Annotated in this window: 19 protein-coding genes and 1 tRNA gene; 10 read left to right on the forward strand and 10 right to left on the reverse strand. The window is 47.2% G+C overall.

Going from position 1 to position 19,473, the window contains the following annotated elements:
- Nucleotides 1-47: 47 nt before the first annotated feature.
- On the reverse strand, nt 48-488 hold the full coding sequence (locus tag ADIS_RS04560; protein ID WP_010853171.1) for a Spy/CpxP family protein refolding chaperone: 441 nt from the start codon (nt 486-488) through the stop codon (nt 48-50).
- A gap of 327 nt (nt 489-815) precedes the next feature.
- Between ADIS_RS04560 and ADIS_RS04565 the strand changes: the two genes are divergently transcribed.
- Both ADIS_RS04565 and yjjX read left to right on the forward strand, forming a co-directional pair.
- Nucleotides 816-1,523 (forward strand): YebC/PmpR family DNA-binding transcriptional regulator, encoded by a 708-nt coding sequence (locus ADIS_RS04565; protein ID WP_010853172.1) that lies wholly within the window; start codon nt 816-818, stop codon nt 1,521-1,523.
- Between the two features lie 28 nt (nt 1,524-1,551).
- Nucleotides 1,552-2,133: an inosine/xanthosine triphosphatase gene (yjjX, locus tag ADIS_RS04570; protein WP_010853173.1), complete on the forward strand. Its 582-nt coding sequence runs from the start codon at nt 1,552-1,554 to the stop codon at nt 2,131-2,133.
- A 318-nt stretch (nt 2,134-2,451) separates the two neighbouring features.
- Here yjjX and ADIS_RS04575 read toward each other — a convergent pair whose 3' ends face one another.
- A complete protein-coding gene (locus ADIS_RS04575) occupies nt 2,452-3,441 on the reverse strand; it encodes a hypothetical protein (RefSeq protein WP_010853174.1) in 990 nt (329 codons plus the stop codon).
- Nucleotides 3,442-3,496: 55 nt separating this feature from the next.
- Between ADIS_RS04575 and ADIS_RS04580 the strand changes: the two genes are divergently transcribed.
- A complete protein-coding gene (locus tag ADIS_RS04580; RefSeq protein ID WP_238325373.1) occupies nt 3,497-4,420 on the forward strand; it encodes a M28 family peptidase in 924 nt (307 codons plus the stop codon).
- A 14-nt stretch (nt 4,421-4,434) separates the two neighbouring features.
- Here the strand turns inward: ADIS_RS04580 and ADIS_RS04585 are convergent, their stop codons facing one another.
- Together ADIS_RS04585 and ADIS_RS04590 are read right to left on the reverse strand one after the other, a co-directional pair.
- Complete coding sequence (locus tag ADIS_RS04585; protein WP_010853176.1) at nt 4,435-5,130, reverse strand: hypothetical protein; 696 nt, start codon at nt 5,128-5,130, stop codon at nt 4,435-4,437.
- 85 nt (nt 5,131-5,215) lie between these two features.
- Nucleotides 5,216-7,690, reverse strand: coding sequence for a bifunctional UDP-N-acetylmuramoyl-tripeptide:D-alanyl-D-alanine ligase/alanine racemase (locus ADIS_RS04590; protein WP_010853177.1), 2,475 nt, complete (start codon nt 7,688-7,690; stop codon nt 5,216-5,218).
- A gap of 188 nt (nt 7,691-7,878) precedes the next feature.
- On the opposite strand from ADIS_RS04590, the gene ADIS_RS04595 reads away from it, so the two are divergent.
- The 5 genes from ADIS_RS04595 (at nt 7,879) to ADIS_RS04615 (ending at nt 11,101) form a co-directional block, all read left to right on the forward strand.
- A complete protein-coding gene (locus tag ADIS_RS04595; protein WP_035804694.1) occupies nt 7,879-8,220 on the forward strand; it encodes a hypothetical protein in 342 nt (113 codons plus the stop codon).
- A 131-nt stretch (nt 8,221-8,351) separates the two neighbouring features.
- Nucleotides 8,352-9,197: a sugar phosphate isomerase/epimerase family protein gene (locus ADIS_RS04600; RefSeq protein ID WP_010853179.1), complete on the forward strand. Its 846-nt coding sequence runs from the start codon at nt 8,352-8,354 to the stop codon at nt 9,195-9,197.
- A 114-nt stretch (nt 9,198-9,311) separates the two neighbouring features.
- Nucleotides 9,312-9,797 carry a TlpA family protein disulfide reductase gene (locus tag ADIS_RS04605; RefSeq protein WP_010853180.1) on the forward strand — a complete coding sequence of 162 codons (486 nt, stop codon included), beginning with the start codon at nt 9,312-9,314 and terminating at the stop codon, nt 9,795-9,797.
- Between the two features lie 8 nt (nt 9,798-9,805).
- Nucleotides 9,806-10,423, forward strand: coding sequence for a thioredoxin family protein (locus ADIS_RS04610; RefSeq protein ID WP_010853181.1), 618 nt, complete (start codon nt 9,806-9,808; stop codon nt 10,421-10,423).
- A gap of 114 nt (nt 10,424-10,537) precedes the next feature.
- Entirely contained in the window at nt 10,538-11,101 is a 564-nt protein-coding gene (locus ADIS_RS04615; protein WP_010853182.1) for a pyridoxamine 5'-phosphate oxidase family protein, read from the forward strand.
- On the opposite strand, the gene ADIS_RS04620 is transcribed toward ADIS_RS04615, so the two are convergent.
- The 6 genes from ADIS_RS04620 to ADIS_RS04645 form a co-directional block, all read right to left on the reverse strand.
- Nucleotides 11,098-12,438 carry a neutral/alkaline non-lysosomal ceramidase N-terminal domain-containing protein gene (locus ADIS_RS04620; protein WP_010853183.1) on the reverse strand — a complete coding sequence of 447 codons (1,341 nt, stop codon included), beginning with the start codon at nt 12,436-12,438 and terminating at the stop codon, nt 11,098-11,100. The genes ADIS_RS04615 and ADIS_RS04620 overlap by 4 nt on opposite strands.
- 25 nt (nt 12,439-12,463) lie before the next feature.
- Nucleotides 12,464-13,633: an AIR synthase related protein gene (locus ADIS_RS04625; protein ID WP_035804714.1), complete on the reverse strand. Its 1,170-nt coding sequence runs from the start codon at nt 13,631-13,633 to the stop codon at nt 12,464-12,466.
- A gap of 41 nt (nt 13,634-13,674) precedes the next feature.
- Nucleotides 13,675-15,600 carry an OmpA family protein gene (locus ADIS_RS04630; RefSeq protein WP_010853185.1) on the reverse strand — a complete coding sequence of 642 codons (1,926 nt, stop codon included), beginning with the start codon at nt 15,598-15,600 and terminating at the stop codon, nt 13,675-13,677.
- Nucleotides 15,601-15,652: 52 nt separating this feature from the next.
- Nucleotides 15,653-16,138 (reverse strand): hypothetical protein, encoded by a 486-nt coding sequence (locus ADIS_RS04635; protein WP_010853186.1) that lies wholly within the window; start codon nt 16,136-16,138, stop codon nt 15,653-15,655.
- Between the two features lie 168 nt (nt 16,139-16,306).
- Nucleotides 16,307-17,101 carry a (Fe-S)-binding protein gene (locus ADIS_RS04640; RefSeq protein ID WP_202900552.1) on the reverse strand — a complete coding sequence of 265 codons (795 nt, stop codon included), beginning with the start codon at nt 17,099-17,101 and terminating at the stop codon, nt 16,307-16,309.
- A gap of 25 nt (nt 17,102-17,126) precedes the next feature.
- A complete protein-coding gene (locus ADIS_RS04645; RefSeq protein ID WP_035804695.1) occupies nt 17,127-18,458 on the reverse strand; it encodes a (Fe-S)-binding protein in 1,332 nt (443 codons plus the stop codon).
- A 90-nt stretch (nt 18,459-18,548) separates the two neighbouring features.
- Here ADIS_RS04645 and ADIS_RS04650 point away from each other — a divergent pair.
- Both ADIS_RS04650 and ADIS_RS04655 read left to right on the forward strand, forming a co-directional pair.
- Nucleotides 18,549-18,621 (forward strand) — tRNA-Phe (locus ADIS_RS04650).
- A 252-nt stretch (nt 18,622-18,873) separates the two neighbouring features.
- Complete coding sequence (locus tag ADIS_RS04655) at nt 18,874-19,473, forward strand: DUF6134 family protein (protein WP_010853190.1); 600 nt, start codon at nt 18,874-18,876, stop codon at nt 19,471-19,473.

The raw sequence follows: 19,473 nt of genomic DNA on the forward strand, positions 1-19,473 counted from the left end.
AAAAAACAACTACTTCTGAGCGGTTAGCTGCAATGTGGGTTAAATCTCTAGGAATTTGAGCGGGGTCCGCCCCGTTGCGGGCCGGGATAGCCTCCCCGCTTTCTGTGCATTGGTTGTTCCCCACGACGCTCTCCCCTTCGGCCACTCCACGCTTCGGAGCGTTCCTTGCGTTGTTGGTGCATGGCTTCCCATTTCTCTTTTTGTTCGGGAGTCAGCACCGCTGAAATTTCGGCCTGTTGGGCTTCACGGCGTGCCTGCATCTGTTTTCGCAAGGCTTCCATTTCGGATTTTCTTTCAGCGGCGTGCTGCAACTGGATTTCGTAGATTTTTTGCTTTTGGGCATCGTCCAGCTCCAGTTTTTCCGCTAGGTGCGCTGCACTGCGCTCTGCCATTTTTTCAGGCGTTCTCTCAGGCCTTCCTTCTTGCTGGGCAGTTGCAGTCACTACAAATCCCAAGCTTAACGCCAATATTATCAATACCTTCTTCATGATTTCCTGTAGTTAATTTATACTTGATTTTAGCTACTCCGACCTTCCGGGCCCGTTCTGGTCAGAGGAGTTTCATTCATTGTGTAATCTGACGGTTAGACCGCTTTAGGCCTCCTCGGTTTAATCAGTGGGCGGAAGTAAATTGTTAAGAAACCTTAATTTGGTTTAAAGGCAGGAAAACGGACGTAGTGAAACCTGAATAGGAGGCGTCTGAAAGAATAATTTTTGGTTTGTGGCGATATTTTGGCGAAATAGATTATTGTAGGTACGTTAACGGTGCCTTTTCGAAAAATTTGCTAATTTTACCACGCAGAAAAATCAAGCTATATGGGAAGAGCTTTTGAATTTAGAAAAGAGCGAAAATTCAAGCGATGGAGTAAAATGTCGAAGGTCTTCACCCGGTTGGGCAAGGAGATCGTAATAGCTGTGAAGGGTGGTGGCCCGGATCCTACCACGAATGCGAAGCTTCGTACTGTGATCCAAAATGCAAAGGGTGCTGCCATGCCCAAAGACCGAATCGAAGCGGCAATCGCGAGGGCAAGCAACAAGGATGAGAAAGATTATGAAGAGGTCGTTTATGAAGGATATGCTCCCCATGGCGTGGCCATCATCGTAGAGACGGCCACGGATAATATAAACCGTACCGTTGCCAATATTCGACATTACTTTACCAAGGCGGGCGGATCGCTGGGTACGTCCGGATCGGTCAGCTTCATGTTTGAGCGAAAGGCAGTGTTTCGGTTTGCCAAAGCGGACTTTGATATGGAGGAATTGGAGCTGGAGCTGATTGATTTTGGCCTACAGGACATCGACGAAAACGAAGGGGAGATCTATATCTACACAGCATTTGAAGACTTTGGCAACATGCAAAAAGCCCTCGAGGAGCGGCAAATTGAAATAATAAGCGCGGATTTCCAACGGTTTCCGATGTCATATACGGAATTGACACCTGAGCAGGAGGAAGACGTCAATAAAATGATTGAGCGTATGGAGGAAGATGACGACGTCAACCACGTTTATCACAACATGGCCTAGTGCCATTTTTTACCACCAAGAAAAAAGAATGGCTTTTCCAAAAAGAAAAAACTTACAGGAGATTCCTCCACAGGGCAGAGAGAAACTGATCATCGTAGGAAGTAGGAATCCGGTAAAGATCCAATGTGTGGAAGACGCCTTTCAGGCAGCTTTCGAGGATCAGATTATCGTTCAGGGTATGAATGTAGACTCCCAGGTGAATAGACAGCCCTTTGGCGACGTAGAAACCTATACAGGTGCCTATAACCGGGCGGCTGCATCCAAGAGGGCATTTCCGGAGGCCGATTGCTGGGTGGGGATCGAAGGCGGTGTGGACGAGGTCGGCGATCAGATGGTCGCTTTTGCGTGGGTTGTAATCTTAAATGGGAGTACGATCATTGGAAAAGCAAAGACCGGAACCTTCTTTCTTCCGGATGCGATCAAGGTGTTGGTAAAAAAAGGGATCGAACTCGGGGATGCAGATGATATGGTATTCTCCAAGGAGAATACCAAGCAACGTGGCGGCGCAGTCGGTCTACTGACCAAGGGGATTGTTAATCGCTCACTGTATTATAAGCAGGCGGTGTTATTGGCGTTGATTCCATTTCTGAACAAGGATTTGTACCAATAGTTTCTGATGTTCATAGCAAAGGGGCTAAAGCATCTCTAAAAGGACAACGCCTTGAGGGGGGATAAAAATGGAAACCCCGGAAGCAGCGCAAACGTAACTGATAAAATAAGGCAACTGGTCTAGTGTTTCGTTTCCGATCGTCGAAAACCAGTGCCAAAACGAGCTACACGTAGAAGGAGAAAGGTTGTTTGTCACCCACAATTAAAAACCAATTACCTATCTTGTGTTGGGCATGCCTGAATCCGGGCATGCCTTTAGTTTTTTTAGCTAACCTGACTACCGCTGGCTCGTGTACAGAACGTTGTTTTCAGTGTCCGTTTATCCGCTGATTTGGCTCAGAAAGTTTGCCAACGCTTTTCGCCAGTCCGGATCCGCGTCCCATTCGGCGCCGATGTAGAGTTCATTTCTTACCAAAAGTTTAATATAGAATTTGACTACGATACGGTTGGTGTCCCGGTCGCTGGGTACACTCACCCCCATGGTTCTCATAATATCTGTTTCTCTACCTTCTATGCGCATCAACATAAACTGGATCCTATTTTGGATCAGCTGCTGATTCGAAGATGATTCGGTCAAAAAAGCAACCTCGTAGGGGTAGTTGTCCCCAAAAATCCGTTCGAGGCCTTGTCGTTCTTCGAGTTGCTCCGCTTGAAGTTGCTGAGGAGTTTTTCCGAACAGATCTTGTCGGAAGGTATTGAGGTAACCCTCATCACCGGCGGCACCCGACAAAAGTACTCCGAGGCGGAAAACGTTTAGGTTAAGCGGTGCCTGCTGGAAATAGGATGCAGTTGTGGCACCCGTACCTCCTGTTGGGGGTGTTGGGAATTCCGGAACATCCAACACCAGAAAATTGCTACTGGGTTGATTTCCAATAAGGTTTAGTATGGTAGTTTTGAACGAGCTGAGATCATTTGCCTGTGCGCTGAGCCCTTGGCCTGGACGAACCAACGCCTGATCTTGGGAAAAGGGAGCCAAGTGGATATGGAAGTTTCCGTTGGCCGGTCGTGTGATGACCCCTACATTTCGTATCAATCTCCTTGAAAAAGCCTCCGCATACGCACGCTGATTACCTTCTGTAAGCACCACGTCTTCCAGTTCGTAGTAGGCTACCGGATCCCCGCCTGCGGCAACCAGCGCGGCGTGAATTTCGTTAGCAATTTCCTGCCAACTATAAACTGGTTCTACGGCCTGTGAAGCGGAAATCAGGATTACTGATTTTCCATCCAAAAAGCTGTTGACGACGGATTCTTGGGCAAGAGAAGATAGCATTACTGAACATGCAAAGCCAAATGCCAAAATATATTTCATGGACTTCAAAGTTCCTGTTCACAAAGTTTAGTAATTTCACGAATATACATAACGAATGGCACACAATTTACATATGACCCCTGCGAGGTATTTGTTTCTCGCTTGTTTTCTTGTTCTGTCGCATTTGGGTGCCGGGCAGGGAATAGACAGAGGCCGTCTTCTTGCCGACATCCGTTACCTTTCTTCACCCGCCTTGGAGGGTAGGGCACCACTTACGGATGGCAGTAGATTGGCGCAGGAGTTTATCGCCTCGAGGTTTAAGGAACTGGGCATGATGTCCCAGTATAAAGGCTTTGTGCAGCCTTTTTCGATCAAGGAACGTTTTCCCGACAAGCGTACCCCCTTCGGAGCAAATATTGTAGGCTTCATCCCTGGTGCGTCGTCAGACAAGCTCATTCTTGTGCTCGCTCATTTCGACCACTTGGGAAGAAAGGGAGAGGATTTGTATTTGGGTGCTGACGACAATGCGTCCGGGGTTTCGGCCCTGTTGCATATTGCCGAATATTTCTCCAACCTCCGTCCTGCGCACTCCATGATGTTTGCGGCTGTGGATGCGGAGGAGATAGGGATGTTGGGATCCAAGGCATTGGTGGCGGATTTCCCGTTTCCATTGGAGCAGATCGCCTTGGTGGTAAATATGGACATGATCAGCAGAAGTACCACGAACCGGCTATATGCGGTCGGGACCCGTCATTATCCCCAGTTGAAGCCGGCTTTAGAGGCTGTAAGGGCCACTGCTTCTATAGACTTGGTAATGGGCAATGATGGAGAGCAGGGAGGCCAGGATTGGACCAATTCTTCCGATCATACACCTTTTCACAGGGAGGGCATACCATTTGTCTACTTCGGGGTAGATGATCACAAAGATTACCACAAGCCTACCGACACCTTTGAAAACATCGATCCGGAATTTTTCTTTCAAGCGACTTCGCTGGTGCTACAGTTTCTATTGGAAATAGATAGTAGAGGAGTTGATTAACGGCTGTTGACTCCCTACCGGATAGTAACTGTGCTAACACTTACACTGCCGAGAGACCAGCTTTCGTCACAGAGAGCGTTTCTCGCATTGGTTTGTTTTATCTGGTCCCTGAAGCGGATTTCTACGGCGTTTCCTCGGTGGGGCACTAGTTGAGTGAGGTGGTATACAGATGTCCAGCCTGCCACGTTTTGGTACTGGCAGCGGCCCGGAAGAGTGCCTGAAGTGGCTCCGGTTTTAGGGTTATTGAAGCTGGGGTAGGTTCCAGGGAATGATTGCTGCAGGCAGTAGGATGAGGTGCAGGGACTGTTGGAGAAGGTCGTTCGCATAATCTCTACGCCATCCACATCCAACATCCAAAGATCCGGTCCGCCAACGTCCATTACGTTTCCATCCCAACTATCGTGTACGTACAGTTCGAAGCTTATTTTCAGGGCATCGTGTGCCGGAAGACCTGACAGCGAAAGGGTTACGGTGTCGTTGTGATAGAAACCTACCACGCTCTTTTCGTTGAAGGTGCCCAGTTTTGCATTCGTGAAATTTTCCAGGTTTCCCGATCCAAAGTCACTGGTATAGAAGCGGACGTCCTCGTTTATTTCCGGAGAGCAGGCATAAAAAGCACTGAGAAGGCCTAAAAGTAAAAGCCCATGGCATTTATTGAAAAAGAACCAACCTAGCTGGGAGCGATCCAAGAAACAACTAAAATTTTTCAACAGGAAAGGTGTTATAATTGCCGTAGTAAAGCTACAAAGAAAATAAATATTTGCTAGAACTCGCTAGTATTTCCGACCGGATTGGTTAATCAAGAAAATAAACCCGCTTTACCCGGGAACTGATGCCTGTGAGGAGTTCATACGGGATGGTTCCTATATGCGACGCCAGCTTGGGCAGGTCTATCCCCTCCCCAAATACAATGGCTTCGTCTCCCTCTTTGGCGTCTATTCCAGTGATATTTACCATGGTCATATCCATGCAGACATTTCCGATTACGGGAGCTTTCTGTCCATTGATCAGGACATAGCCCCTACCATTGCTAAAGCGGCGGTCGAAGCCGTCGGCATACCCAAGGCCAATGGTCGCAATCTTGCCGTGGTCGGGCATGATACCCGCCCTGTTGTATCCGATCCGATCGTCTTTTTTGAGCTCTTTGATCTGGGAAATCGTCGTTTTTAGCGTACCTACCTGTTGCAGTTTGTCCGCTGATAAGTGGTCTACGCTGATACCGTAGAGTCCTATACCCAGGCGAACCATGTCGAAGGAATGGTCGGGAAAGCGTAGTATTCCTGCAGTATTAAGCGCATGAACCAAGGGTCTATAGCCCAATCGTTGCGTGAATTCCGCCGTAAATTCCTGAAAAACCTCCAGCTGCCGTAGGGTAAAAGGGTCATGTTCGGCATTGTCGGTACTGGTGAGGTGGGTAAATATGCTTTGAACCCTCAGGTTGGGGTATGATTTCAGCAGATCGGTAAGTTCCCCCACCTCGCTGGGTTCGAATCCCAACCTCCTCATGCCACTGTCTATATCCAAGTGAATGGCGATGGTCTCTTGTACGTTTTGTGCGTGTTCCCCAAATATCCGAAGGATTCTCGGGCTGTAAATCACAGGTTCCAAGCGGTACTGGATGATCTGGGGCAGGTTATCGGCAGATACGTTCAATACCATAATGGGCAGGGTGATTCCTTTTTCGCGTAGTTGCGCGCCTTCGTCTGAATAGGCTACAGACAGATAGTCGACCTTTAATTTCTGGAGGTGATTGGCAATTTCCGTTGCGCCACCACCATAGGCGGCAGCTTTCACCATCGCCATCAGTTTGGTAGTCGGAGGCAGTTTCTGTTTGTAGAAATGAAAGTTATGCGTCAGTGCATTCAAGTTTATCTCCAATACGGTGCCATGTACCTGTTCCTCCAGTGCATGGACAATCCGTTCGAAGCCGAAGGTTCGCCCCCCTTTGATCAGTATCACAGCGTCTTCAAAGCTATGGATGAGGTCGCTGGCCAGAAATTCCTCGGTGCTGTCAAAGAAATCGGCGGAAACCTCCGATTCTGCCACGCTACTGCCGATGGCTGGTCCTATACCTATCAATTGGTCGACTTGGTAATGGTTAAGCAGTTGCACGACTCGATTGTACACCTTTTCGGAATGTTTGATTTGCGGAAAGTCGGAAAGTACCAGTATGCGCCTTTTTTTTCTTCGCTGTGACTGCATGAAGTCCAGTGCTATCTCCAGCCCTGCCAGATCATTGTTGTATGTATCGTCAATCAGTGTGCAGTTGCGCCTGCCGGACTTACTTGTTAGGCGCATATCCACCGGCCGCAACTGTTGAACTCCAAGCTCGATGGTTTGTGGATCCATTCCCAAGACGGAGGCGGCCACGATGGCATGGCGTAGATTCTCCAGCGACGCTTCATCCGTGAAAGGCGTATGGAAGGTCCTGATACTGAGATCGGGTTTTACCAGAAATATTCGACTGCCTCCGGCTTGTTTTTTTACCCGAAGATGATAGTCGGAATCCAAATTTTCCGACCAAGAGACCAGACGTTCCTTTGGAAAGACACGTTCGACGGTCGCGGCGACCAGACCTTGTTCCTTTCGGTAGATAAGATAGTCTGTTTGGTTGAACAGCGTCAGTTTTTCCTCCAGTTTCTGGGATTCACCGGTGAAGTGCTGACTGTGGGCGGTTCCGATATTGGTTAGGATTCCTACACTGGGGCGAATCATTTTTTCAAGTCGTTCCATTTCCCCTGGAAGGGAAATGCCCGCTTCCAAAACCGCCACCTGATGATAGGGAGCAATGGAAAAAATGGAAAGGGGTACACCAAGCTGGCTATTGAAGCTTTTTGGACTTTTAGCGGTCAGAAAGGCAGTCGAAAGCAGCTGCCCCAGCCACTCTTTGACAATTGTTTTTCCGTTGCTTCCCGTAATACCGACTACTGGTCCCTTAAATTGCGCGCGGTTCCATGCTGCCAGTGCCTGTAGTGCAATCAACGTATCCGGGACAACAAAAAAATTACAGGCCTCAAAATCATCGCCTCCAGACACTGGGGCTCTGTCCGCGGCAATGACAAAATTCCTTACTCCGCTACGATAGCAATTATTTAGAAAATCATGGCCATCCCATTGGCCTCCCCGCAGCGAAAAAAACACTGTGGTTTTACCATCCAGTAGTTTACGTGAATCGATCCCTACGTGGGAAATCGATAGCTCGGGAGCATCGATTTTATGGTCTGCGTGGATGATAGTGGCTAACTGAATAGGGGTAATGGAAGAAATCATAAGCCAGTATTTGGTAGCGAATCGTAACGTCAGCCAAAGCTACTAAAATTAAAGAAAGCAGATCACATTTGGTTTTTGGAAATTCGGGAAGCATTGTACGGATTTTTTGAAAAATCCGTTGAATTAATTATATTTGAAAACATAATGTTGAATGAAACGGTAGTATAAGTAAATAGACACCTTTACCCATGAAAACGCTTGCCTTCTCTCCTAAACAATTTATTTTAATCGGGTGTATGGGTCTATTTTGTTTGTTTTTTAATCTGGGTAATGCTCTTGGGCAGTCGGATAAGGAGAGATCTTATTCAGATGTGATAAGGGTCGAGGAACCTTCCCAATCGACCAAAGAGGTAACTTCAGACTACAGTGTGATCAAAAGGGAACAGCCCGAGAAACCTGAGGAAGGCAGGGATTACAGTTCGTTTAGAGAGAAGGGAACGTCCGACGAGAGGGACAACAAGCAAGAGGGGAAATCTACCCTTTCTTTCAACTTGTTTCTCTACGTGATAGATAAGTTTAGAGAAAATTGATAGCTACCAAACGGTCAAATTTACTAGATTGGTTTGCCCTCGCTCATGACTCCCATGATTCTCGTTTTTAAATAGAGGACTCTTGCACTGTTGCAGCTCTTCTGACTAATTATCCATTAAACCCAACTATTATGAACCGCTTTTATGCCAAGTTAGGTGTCTTGTTAGCTACTTGCCTCTTTTCCGGAACACTGGCATCAACCCATGCCCAAGAAATTGCCCTCCAGTTGTATAGTCTTCGAAATCAAATGAAGGTGGATGTTGACCAATACCACGAGATCATTGGTCAGTGGGGTGTCCAATATATTGAGGGGGGAGGCACCTACGGTATGTCGGATGCGGATTATCGGGCGTTTTTGAAAGAAAAGGGATTGAAAATGGTGTCAATAGGAGCCTCGTTTGAAGAGATGAGGGACAGCCCTGATGCAGTTATTGGACGCGCCAAGGCATTTGGTGCTAATTACATCGTTACTTTTTGGATTCCGCACACTTCCGGGCGTTTTGGTGAAAGCGAAGCAAGGGAGGCTGTTAGGGTATTTAATGCAGCCGGTAAATTGGCAAAAAGTGCCGGGCTGAAGTTTTGTTATCATCCCCACGGGTATGAATTTGGGCCCCACGAAGGGGGTACCCTGTTTGATTATATGCTGGCCAACGCTTCAGACTTTGATTTTCAGATGGATGTCTTTTGGGTTCAGATGGGAGGAGCGAATCCACTGACGTTGCTTCAAAAACATCCGGACAGATTCCCATTGATTCACCTAAAAGACAGAGAAAAAGGTACTCCCGGCACTTATGATGGTACGGGAGATGTAGAGTCAAACGTGGTGCTTGGCACCGGTGACATCGATATTGCTGGAATCATCCGTCAAGCCAAACGTAATGGTGTGGAATACCTGATTATTGAAGACGAGTCCTCCCGTTCGGTAAGTCAGATCCCACAAAGTATCTATTATATAAAGCAGATACTGGCCCAATGAAATCCGTGTTTTTTTTGAGACTTCAAAGGACAACCTCTTGAGCTTCATCTCGTAGTATTAAATGTCTCCCATTCGATGGGAACCAGTTTGTCGTTCGTATAAATTCCCCCTGCTATGCACTATTTGTTTTCCACATTGTTGTGTTTCTTTTTATTTGTGGATTTCATTGCTGATCCTAGCGAGAACAAGGCGGATGTTAAGATTATCTCATTTTCCGACTTTGATGGCATGACCAAGAAGGCTTCAGATAAGTTGGTGATCTACAATTTCTGGGCTACTTGGTGCGCCCCCTGTGTTAAGGAAATGCCGGCGTTTGAAAAGGTAAATGCGGAAGATCCGAACCTTGAACTGGTGTTTATTTCGCTTGACGATGGACGTAAGCCTGAGCGAGTCAATACCTTCATAGAACGACGGGCGATCAAGTCTCCGGTGTTTCTGCTGAATGACGTTGATTTTAACAGTTGGATCGGTAAGGTAAATGCAGACTGGTCTGGGGCGATTCCGGCTACGCTTTTCGTAAAGCCCGATGGTAGTAGGTTTTTTCACGAAGGAGAGCTTAACGAGGATGAGTTGAAGAATCTGATTACTAAACTAAAATAACGAACGCCATGAACAAACTTCCGTTATTACTCGCTGCTTTACTGGTCACGCTCGTAGGTTTATCCACTTCCTTTGCCCAACAGGGCTATCAAGTAGGGGATAAAGCCATTGATTTTGATTTGCCTACGGTCAATGGGGAAAGGGTCTCATTGAAAAACCATTCGGATGCAAAAGGTTTTTTGGTCGTTTTTTCCTGTAATACCTGCCCTTATGTGGTTGCGTACGAAGACAGAATGATCGAACTGCACAATAAATTTGCACCCATGGGCTATCCATTAATAGCCATCAATCCAAATGATCCAAAAATCAGTCCCGGAGATAGCTTCGAAAAGATGCAAGAGCGAGCCAAAAAGAAGGGTTTCCCGTTTTCTTACGCATTTGATGAAACCCAGGAAATAACCAGAGCCTACGGGGCAACGAATACTCCCCAAGTCTATTTGCTCGAGAAATCCGGAAATGAATATATTGTGAGGTATATTGGTGCGATTGACAACAACTATCAGGATGAGTCAGCGGTAACCAAACGATATGTGGAAGATGCAGTGTCTGCTTTGCTAACCGGCGGTACCGTGCCAGAAGAGCGTACCCGGGCGATTGGCTGCACGATCAAGTGGAGAAAGTTGTAAATACCCGATAAACGTTTCTGAAAAAACACATCATTTGTTGATTCCTAGCTACATTTGCTGGTGGAGGATCAATGGTTGCCCCCACTGGACGATGAAAAAAAATCGTATAAATCGATGCTGTTTGACGGAAAAACTTCTCTTGACGAAGTGCTACATAGAGTACGGGAGGAACTGAAACTGGGTGCTTCTTTGCCGAATCATCCGTTTCACTTCTTCCCCTTTTGCACATCAGGGGCGGATGCACGGTACGTGGTGCTTCGCCATACCACTTCCGATCTAGCCCTTTGGTTTTTTACGGATTCGAGGTCTTCAAAAGTGGGACAAATCCTTAAGAATTCGGAAGTTGCAGCCGTCTTTTATCATCCAGAAAAGCGCTTTCAGGTTAGGGTAAAAGCCAGGGCCAATATCCACCACCAAGACGAAATAAGCGCTTCCTTTTGGGATCAGGTGAAAGGGGAGGCCCGAAAGGCCTATGGTTCTGTGGTCTATCCCGGACATCGTATTGCAACACCGGCCGATGCACACCATTGGATAGAAAAGGTAGACGATCGCTTTTTTGCGGCGGTTATGCTGGAGGTGAAAAAATTGGATGTGATGCAACTGGATGGGCTAACCCACCTTAGGGCTGAGTTTGTGAAGAACCGTGACCACTGGGAAATGCATTGGGTTGCGCCCTAGCGAATATTGCCTGCTTTTTGGATGAGTTTTTGGAAAATCTCCGAATGGTAAGCTCCGTTGTAGGGGCCAAAGAAATTCATGTCCCAGGTTTCGTACAATTTCTTTTCGTAGTATTCATCCGGCGTAATGTAGCCGATATATCCACCATTAAAACAAGTGACAAAGAGGTTTAAGCCCAGATCTTGGGCAGCGTGGTCCCAATCTTCGTAGAATACCCCTGATAGCTCCCCGCTACTGGATAGGAAAAGGTTATTTCCCAGCAATACAACGTCAACATGGGCAGGGCTGTCTCCATAAATGAGATCAAAAAGCCAAGGCCTGAGGCGGAATTTTTCGGAAATCCGGAAATGCGAAGACCGCAACTTCACAGGTATCCTTGCTGTCGCAAAACGTGTAAGCTCGGTAGAGATGTTTAATCCCGATGTATCTGCCCTTACCAATGAATCCAACGCAAAGGCGTACCGCTCTATTCCCGAAGGGTCTGCTCCAAATCCAACAGGCCGATGGCTGCCAACCGTGCCCGATGCAAAAAGAGAAAAGTCAATCTCTTCTTCCCGAAACACGGTAAAATAAAAGGGGTAGTCACCGGAAAGACCCATAAATTTTGCCGAAAGAAGGGTGGAGTGGGCGCTAAATGTAGTTAGTTCAGCGACTTCTCCTGATTGTTTTTCCATTCTAAGACGTCGAAGAAAGGGGTCTATAGGATCCCCCGCAATAAGCCGGTTGGTGACAAAGGGCGCTGCATTGTTTTTTCTGTATTCGATACTCACGGTATCCAGCGTGCTCCAAGCTTTGTCCAGGCTTTTAGCGGTCCGATCGGCCAATAGATCCACAACTTCCTGATCCATACCACCCATGGTTAGCTTTCCGATCAAGCCCGGTGAATAGCCTCCGAACCCACTATGGGCATGCGTGGTGGTGAAATAAAGGTTTTTTAGGTTTGGGTTGGTTTCCTGTACACGCTTTTTCACCGCTGCCGCGAGGTAAGGATGTACAAACAAAATCTCAAAGTTGACAAAGGCCACAAAATCGCTGCCATTTCCTATCACAAGGGTGCGTACGAAGTTGCTGTCCAACACAAACTCATAATTGCCACGAGGTTTGTAGGGGATGAGAGGTTTCGGTTCATCAGGTGTGCTGTTTTCCTTTGACCATCCGGCTAAAAGATAGCCGCTATCGGAAGTGCTCCATGTCGCAGTGTCTATTGCGGCCATGGTTTCTTTGTAATAGGAGGTTTCGGTGTATGGGGTCCAGTCGATGAACGTAATCGTGGAGACAGCCATCAACAGCATGAAGGCCAAAACCGCTCCGATCCCCTTTAGTAGCTTAATCACCATGCCTCCAAACGCAGACTAAATTAGGTTATGCTTCGTAAAAATAGGTGCCATGGGGACTTTTGATGGTCAGTGATTTTCCGTCTCCCTTTTCTACGTGCCCTACTACCTGAGCGTCTACCCCAAACGAGTTGGCTATGGCGATCACCTCATCAGCGTGGGATTGATCCATGTAGAGTTCCATACGATGCCCCATGTTAAAAACCTTATACATTTCCTTCCAGTCTGTGCCACTCTGTTCTTGTATCAACTTGAATAAGGGAGGTGTTTCAAACAGGTTGTCTTTGACCACATGTAGGTTTTCCACGAAGTGAAGCACTTTTGTCTGTGCTCCTCCGCTACAATGTACCGCCCCATGTAACTGGGATTTCAGCGTTTTGAATATCGCTGCCATGATGGGTGCATAGGTACGGGTTGGAGAAAGCACCAATTTTCCCATATCGAGGGGTGTGCCAGGGGCAGGATCGGTAAGGCCGAAACGACCGCTGTAAACCAATTCTGAGGGAACCGCTGGGTCAAAGCTTTCGGGAAACGTCCGCATAAGTTCTTTGCCAAAGACGTCGTGCCGTGCTGAAGTGAGGCCGTTACTTCCCATCCCTCCATTGTATTCTGCCTCGTAGGATGCCTGGCCAAAGGAGGCTAGACCTACGATTACATCCCCGGGCCTTATGCGATCGTTTGAAATCACCTCATCCCGCCGCATCCGGCAGGTTACGGTACTATCTACAATAATAGTTCGCACTAGGTCGCCCACGTCGGCAGTTTCCCCGCCAGTAAGAACGGCGTGTACCCCATGATCCCGCAACAATTGGAGGACTTCTTCTGTGCCGTTTATAATGGCAGCAATTACTTCACCTGGGATTAGGTTTTTGTTTCTTCCGATGGTGGAGGAAACAAGGATGTTATTGATGGCACCTACGCACAGGAGATCATCGATATTCATGATGATCGCGTCCTGGGCAATGCCCTTCCAAACGCTAAGGTCTCCCGTTTGTTTCCAATACAGATAGGCGAGGGAGGATTTGGTTCCTGCGCCATCCGCATGCATTACATTGCAATAGGAGGGGTCGTTTCCCAGGACGTCCTCCACGATTTTACAAAATGCTTTCGGAAAAAGTCCTTTGTCCAGGTTTGCAATCGCCTGATGTACGTCTTCTTTGGATGCGGAAACCCCCCGCTGCATATACCGTTCATTCATAAGCTGGGTACTTGGCTGGTCAGCGGCCAAAGGTACGCAATTTATTGGGTGATTTCTATCACTTTAAACTCCGTCCTTCGGTTCACTTGGTGTTCCTCTTCCGTCTGCGCATTTTCAATGATCAGTTGGCGCTTACCATATCCCTTGGCCTCCAGTCGGTCGGCGGCTATCCCCTGTGAGATCAGGTACTGTACCGCAGATTCTGCCCTCCGCTGTGAAAGGTTGTCATTGTAGCTGTCGCTTGCGCGGGCATCGGTATGAGAGCTCAATTCAATGCGTATCTGGGGATTGTCTTTCAATATCTGCACCAGTTTGTCGAGTTCAAGTGCTGCGTCCGGGCGGATATCTGCCTTATCCAAATCGTAATAGATGTTTTCCAACACGATTGCCCGCTCCAAAATCAATGGATCAAGCACGATCACCGTGTCAAGTACCACATTGGTTACATCTTGAATAAGCTCCTCCGGGCGTGGGGTTTTGCCAATTGTACTGTAGGTGAGGCTCCTGTTGAAATACCCGTTCTTTGAAGCAATGATGCTGAAGTTCTGATCCGGTTGAAGCTGAAAGCGTAGCCGCCCGTTTTGATTCGAAAAATTTCCGTCTATGTTTTGGTTGTTTTGGTCATATAACATTACCCTCGTTTGGGGTAGCACTTCCTCCGATCCCGATTCGGTAGTGGCCAGTGTGGTAATGTTAAGAATAACATTGACCACTTTTGGCTTGGGTGTCAGGTCTTGGAAGAAATAAATATCATCATCACCCTTTCCGCCCTCTCGGTTGGAAGTGATAAAACCCTCTTTCGGGTAATTAGTGAAGAAAATACCAAAATCGTCGGCGGTAGAGTTGAAGTTGGGGCCAAGGTTGCGGATAGTCGTTTTCCCATTTTCCTGCTTTGCGACGAAAATATCCAGTTTTCCGAAACCCGGATGTCCGTCAGATGAAAAATAAAATTCTCCGTTTGGCATAGGACGTGGAAAAAGCTCATTTCCGGCGGTGTTGATCTCCGGTCCAAGATTCTGTACATTCCCAAAGTCACCGTTTGCGAGCCTTGTGGCCTTGTATAGATCTAACCCTCCGTAGCCTCCGGGTCGATTTGAAGCAAAGTAAATAGTCTCTCCGTCTGGGCTGAATGCCGGTGTGGAGTTCCAATAGCCGGGTTCATCGTTCAGTGCCATGAATATCGGTTCGGTAAACCCACCTCCTCTAAAATACGAGGCGAACAGGCTTACATCCGGAAGATCCCGCTTACTGGCGGTGTTGCCCCTTGCGTAGACGATCGTGTTGCCGTCTGGACTTATGGCGATGGTGCCTTGGTTTAATCCCTGCTCATTTCGAAACTCGGGGATAGGCTGGATATTTTGGACGTCCACTTTTACGCCGTCAGCTCTGGCACGGAACAGCTTAGTGTAGCCTTGACCGGTCGCGGAATAAACGCCTCCACCTCCCCGGGAACTGGTGAAGTACAAGTGGTTTTCACTTACTACAGGCGCATATTCGATACCAGGGGTATTCAGAAGCTCGTAGTTTTCCAGCTTATGGTTCGGCCATATTGGCTCAATGGATGCAGTATATTCAAGATTTCTGATTTCCTTATCGGCCCGGGCTTGAAGTCGGTCATCTTGTGTAAAGGCTTTCGATGCCTTGAATGCTTCTGCTGCTTCCTCATACCTTCCTTGACTCTTCAAGCTTTGGCCCCTGAAGAAATGAAAGTCAAAACTCTCCTCCTGCTCCAGCAGTTTTTCATAATAGGGCAGCGATTTTTCTACTCGGTTGGAGAGACGAAAGCTTTCTGCTACATAGAAATTAGCTTGTCGATTATCGGGTTCCTTTTCGAGGATTTGATTGAAAGTAGCGATGGCAATCTGGTATTCACCGGCGCCAAATTGGCCAATTCCCTTTTGTTCAAGGCTCTTACAGCCTGAGATAAGAATAAGAAGAATCAGAAGGAAGGGTAAGCCGCGATTCATTTCAAGTATTTAAATTATTTTTAGGACGCTTTGAGGTGTAAAGCCTTCTTACTTAACGAAAGTACCTTTTCAACCAACTGTCTTTGGCCGGTATGATCCATCGATCCCTCAGATCGGCCTTCTTGTTTACCGTCACGTCTATAATTCGGGATTCCGGGCCTATTCTACCCTCGCTAACTTTAGTCCGTATACTGCCTAGTGCACTCACCGAAACTGCATTTTCGGACACTACGGCGATTTTTCCGGCGTCAAGAAGGTTAAGGGCCAGTTTCCTTTCGATTTCCCGCAGTACACCTACGGAGCTATCGATAGAGCATCCGCTCACAAGTTGACTTTGCTCATCTACCGAAAGGACGATCACCTGATTCAGCATAACGTCAAACGACGTCGCCATGGGTTGCCCGTGGGTATTCCAACCCTCACAAAATGATTTCAGTCGATCATTTATCCAGTGCACTTCATCGGGGGCGAATGGCCTATCGGACTGATAAATCCAGATCCTCGAAGTGGCCGGCATTTCTTCAAACGGAACGTACATAGTTGCTTTTGCGCCTATTAAGCTAGTATGGAAGGTTTAAGCTATTCGTTGGTTTAACGTATAAATCTGGGATAATGATACAAAAATCCCGTCATCTATACGCATAAACACGTCGAAACTTGCGATTGTTTTTATTTTGGTCAACGGATCGTACATGGAAGGCTCTATTTATATTCCTTGATTCTGTGCGATGATTTCCGCCAAATCAAGCACATTGACTTCCTGTTCCTTTTCTTTGTTTTTAATCCCATCGGATAGCATGGTCAGACAAAACGGACAGCCCACCGCAATTGTCTTTGCACCGGTCTCGAGTGCTTCCTCGGTGCGTTCTATGTTGATGTCTTTTTTGCCCGGCTCGGGTTCCTTAAACATCTGGGCGCCTCCCGCGCCACAGCATAGACCTTTGGTTCTGCACCGTTTCATTTCGACCAATTCGGCATCCAACGCTTTGATGACCTCTCTCGGGGCTTCGTATACATCGTTTGCTCTACCGAGGTAGCAGCTGTCATGGAAGGTAATCCGTTTTCCTTTAAAAGGCCCACCGCCCTGTAACACAATTCTACCCTCCGCAATCAACGATTGAAGGAACTCGCTATGGTGCATCACTTGATAGGAGCCACCCAATAGAGGGTATTCGTTTTTGATCGTATTAAAGCAATGAGGACAGGCTGTCACAATTTTTTTTATACCATAGCCATTCAACACCTGAATATTTCCGATCGCCTGCATCTGAAACAAAAAGTCATTTCCAGCCCTTCTCGCAGGGTCTCCCGTACAGGCTTCCTCCTCCCCCAGGACGGCAAAATCAATTCCCACCTTGGATAGTATCTTCACAATTGCCTGGGTTACCTTTTTGTATCGGTCATCGAATGACCCGGCGCAACCTACCCAAAAAAGAACCTCCGGTGTTTCTCCTTTTGCGGCTAGTTCTGCCATGGTCGGTACCCTGAATGCATCACTCATTGGATCAAATTAAAAGAATGTAAAATTAGGACTTGTTTTTAAGTTCGTCTGCCCAGCGGAACCGATCTGAAGGAGCAAATTTCCAAGGAGAGAAGCTCGTTTCGATGTTTTGAAACATCGCATTCCACTGAGCAGGGCTGCTGCTTTCTTCCATAGCTGCATAGCGCCTAAGCTCCAGGATAATCGATAGGGGATCTATATTCACCGGACATGCTTCTACGCAGGCATTGCAGGTCGTGCAGGCATTGATTTCTTCTTTGGTGATATAGTTTCCCAACAGCGATTTTCCGTCATCTAGGCCGGGACCACCGGACTGTAGGCTTCGGGTTACCTCCTCTGCCCTGTCTCGGGTGTCCATCATGATTTTTCGAGGTGAAAGCTTTTTGCCGGTCAGGTTAGCTGGGCACTCCGAAGTGCACCTGCCGCATTCGGTACAAGCAAAGGACTGCATGAGGTTTATCCAGCTAAGGTCATTTATATCCTTCGCGCCAAATCGACCGACAACGTCACCGGTAGGTGTTTCGGGAGTCCCCGTCTGAATGCCCAGCATAAGGTTGACTTCTCGGGTTACTTCCTCCATATTTTTTATTTCTCCCTTGGGCTTTAGATTCGAGTGCCAGGTAGTTGGAAATGCAAGAAATATATGCAGGTGCTTTGAATAGGTAACATAGACCGCAAAGGCCATAATACCGACAATATGAAACCACCAAGCGATCCGTTCGGTCAGAAATAAGGCCGTGTCACTCAAGCCTCCGAAGAGTGGCTGCAAGGGCTTGCTGAACAGCAATCCACCCAATTCATGGTAACCGGACACTCCACGCCCTGCCAATAGCTGATCGGTGGCATTCATGGTAAGGATGGCTACCATCAACACTATTTCGATTATAAGGATAAGGTTGGCATCCAATGCCGGCCAGCCTTTCAGCTCCGGCATGGTCAGCCGAGGAACCTTTGTGACATTCCTTCGGACCAAAAAAGCCACGCATGCGAGCAGTGTGGCAAATGCAAGAAATTCAAACACATTGATTGCCACTGAATATAATCCCCCTATAAATGGCAGAAAGAACCGGTGGGATCCGGTGATGCCGTCTATCATGAATTCCAACACCTCCAAATTGATCACAATAAAGGCGACGTAGATCAATAGGTGGAAAAAAGCGGGCACAAAACGTTTGAACATCTTCTGCTGGCCCAATGCCACCAACGCCATGGTTTTCCAACGGGTTGTTGGTTGGTCGTTTCTGGATTCCTGCTTTCCAAGAAGGATTGCCTGTCTAACAAATCGAATTCTTCGGTAAAGAAGAAATCCCGAAATACTTAGGACCATCAAAAAAAATAAAGCAGATAATAGACTCATTGTTAATAAATTGAGGTTTTCAATCTAAATTTTCATTCGAAATCATTTGCTCAAATCGGGCAAATACCTACCTTTGCATCACTTTAAGGAGGTGATGTAGCTCAGCTGGTAGAGCATCGGACTGAAAATCCGTGAGTCGGTGGTTCGAGCCCACTCATCACCACAAGCCTCGGTTCCGGCCGGGGCTTTTTTATTGCTAGACCCCAGCCATGGGAAAGCGTTTGACAGGAGATGGGTTGCTTTTAATTTCATACCGCAAATTAGCAAATAGTCGTTATGCACACTATCCTGAACCCATTTAAATTTAGTTTGTTCTTTTTATAAGTAAGTTTACCTAACCTAAATGCAGGCTTGGGTTTTGGCTTTTATTTAGTAAATTCCCAATCCTGAGCCTTATTCGTATACAAGTTGATTTATGTGGAAAACCTTAAAACCTTTATTTTTTACGCTTTTTGTGTTAGGCAATCTGCCTGCCACTGTAGCACAGGATCTCCATTTGTATGATGTTACCGTTGCCGGATTTACGATCGGGGAGATGGAGGCTAGGAAGATGGATACAGAAGATACGACCACGTTTCGATTGACTTCAAAGGCCAGTTTCTGGTTATTTGGCCAGATAAATGTGGACTACCTCACCGAGGTGGTTTACGTAGGGGATCAGCTGGTTTCTTCGAGTGTGACCTCATCCACCAACCGCGGCGATTTTTCCTCACGTGTCTGGCTGGAAGAGGGGGTATATCAAGTGGATGCGAATTCCTATAACTATGAGCATCGAGGCAGGATTTTGGAAGACATCACGTATAGTGCAGTGCGGTTGTTTTTCGAAGAACCGGTCGAAACCGATCGTATGCTGGCGGAGAATTATGGGGTATTTGGCAAGGTGTTTCAACTGAAAGAAGGGAACTACGAGTCGCTGGCCAACGGTGATAAGAACCGATATGAATATCAGGAAGGCAGGTTACAGCGAGCCGTGATGCAAAGCCCGATCAAGAATTATGTAATTAAAAGGAGGTAG

This window comes from Lunatimonas lonarensis (genome assembly GCF_000390185.1).
Lineage (GTDB): Bacteria > Bacteroidota > Bacteroidia > Cytophagales > Cyclobacteriaceae > Lunatimonas > Lunatimonas lonarensis.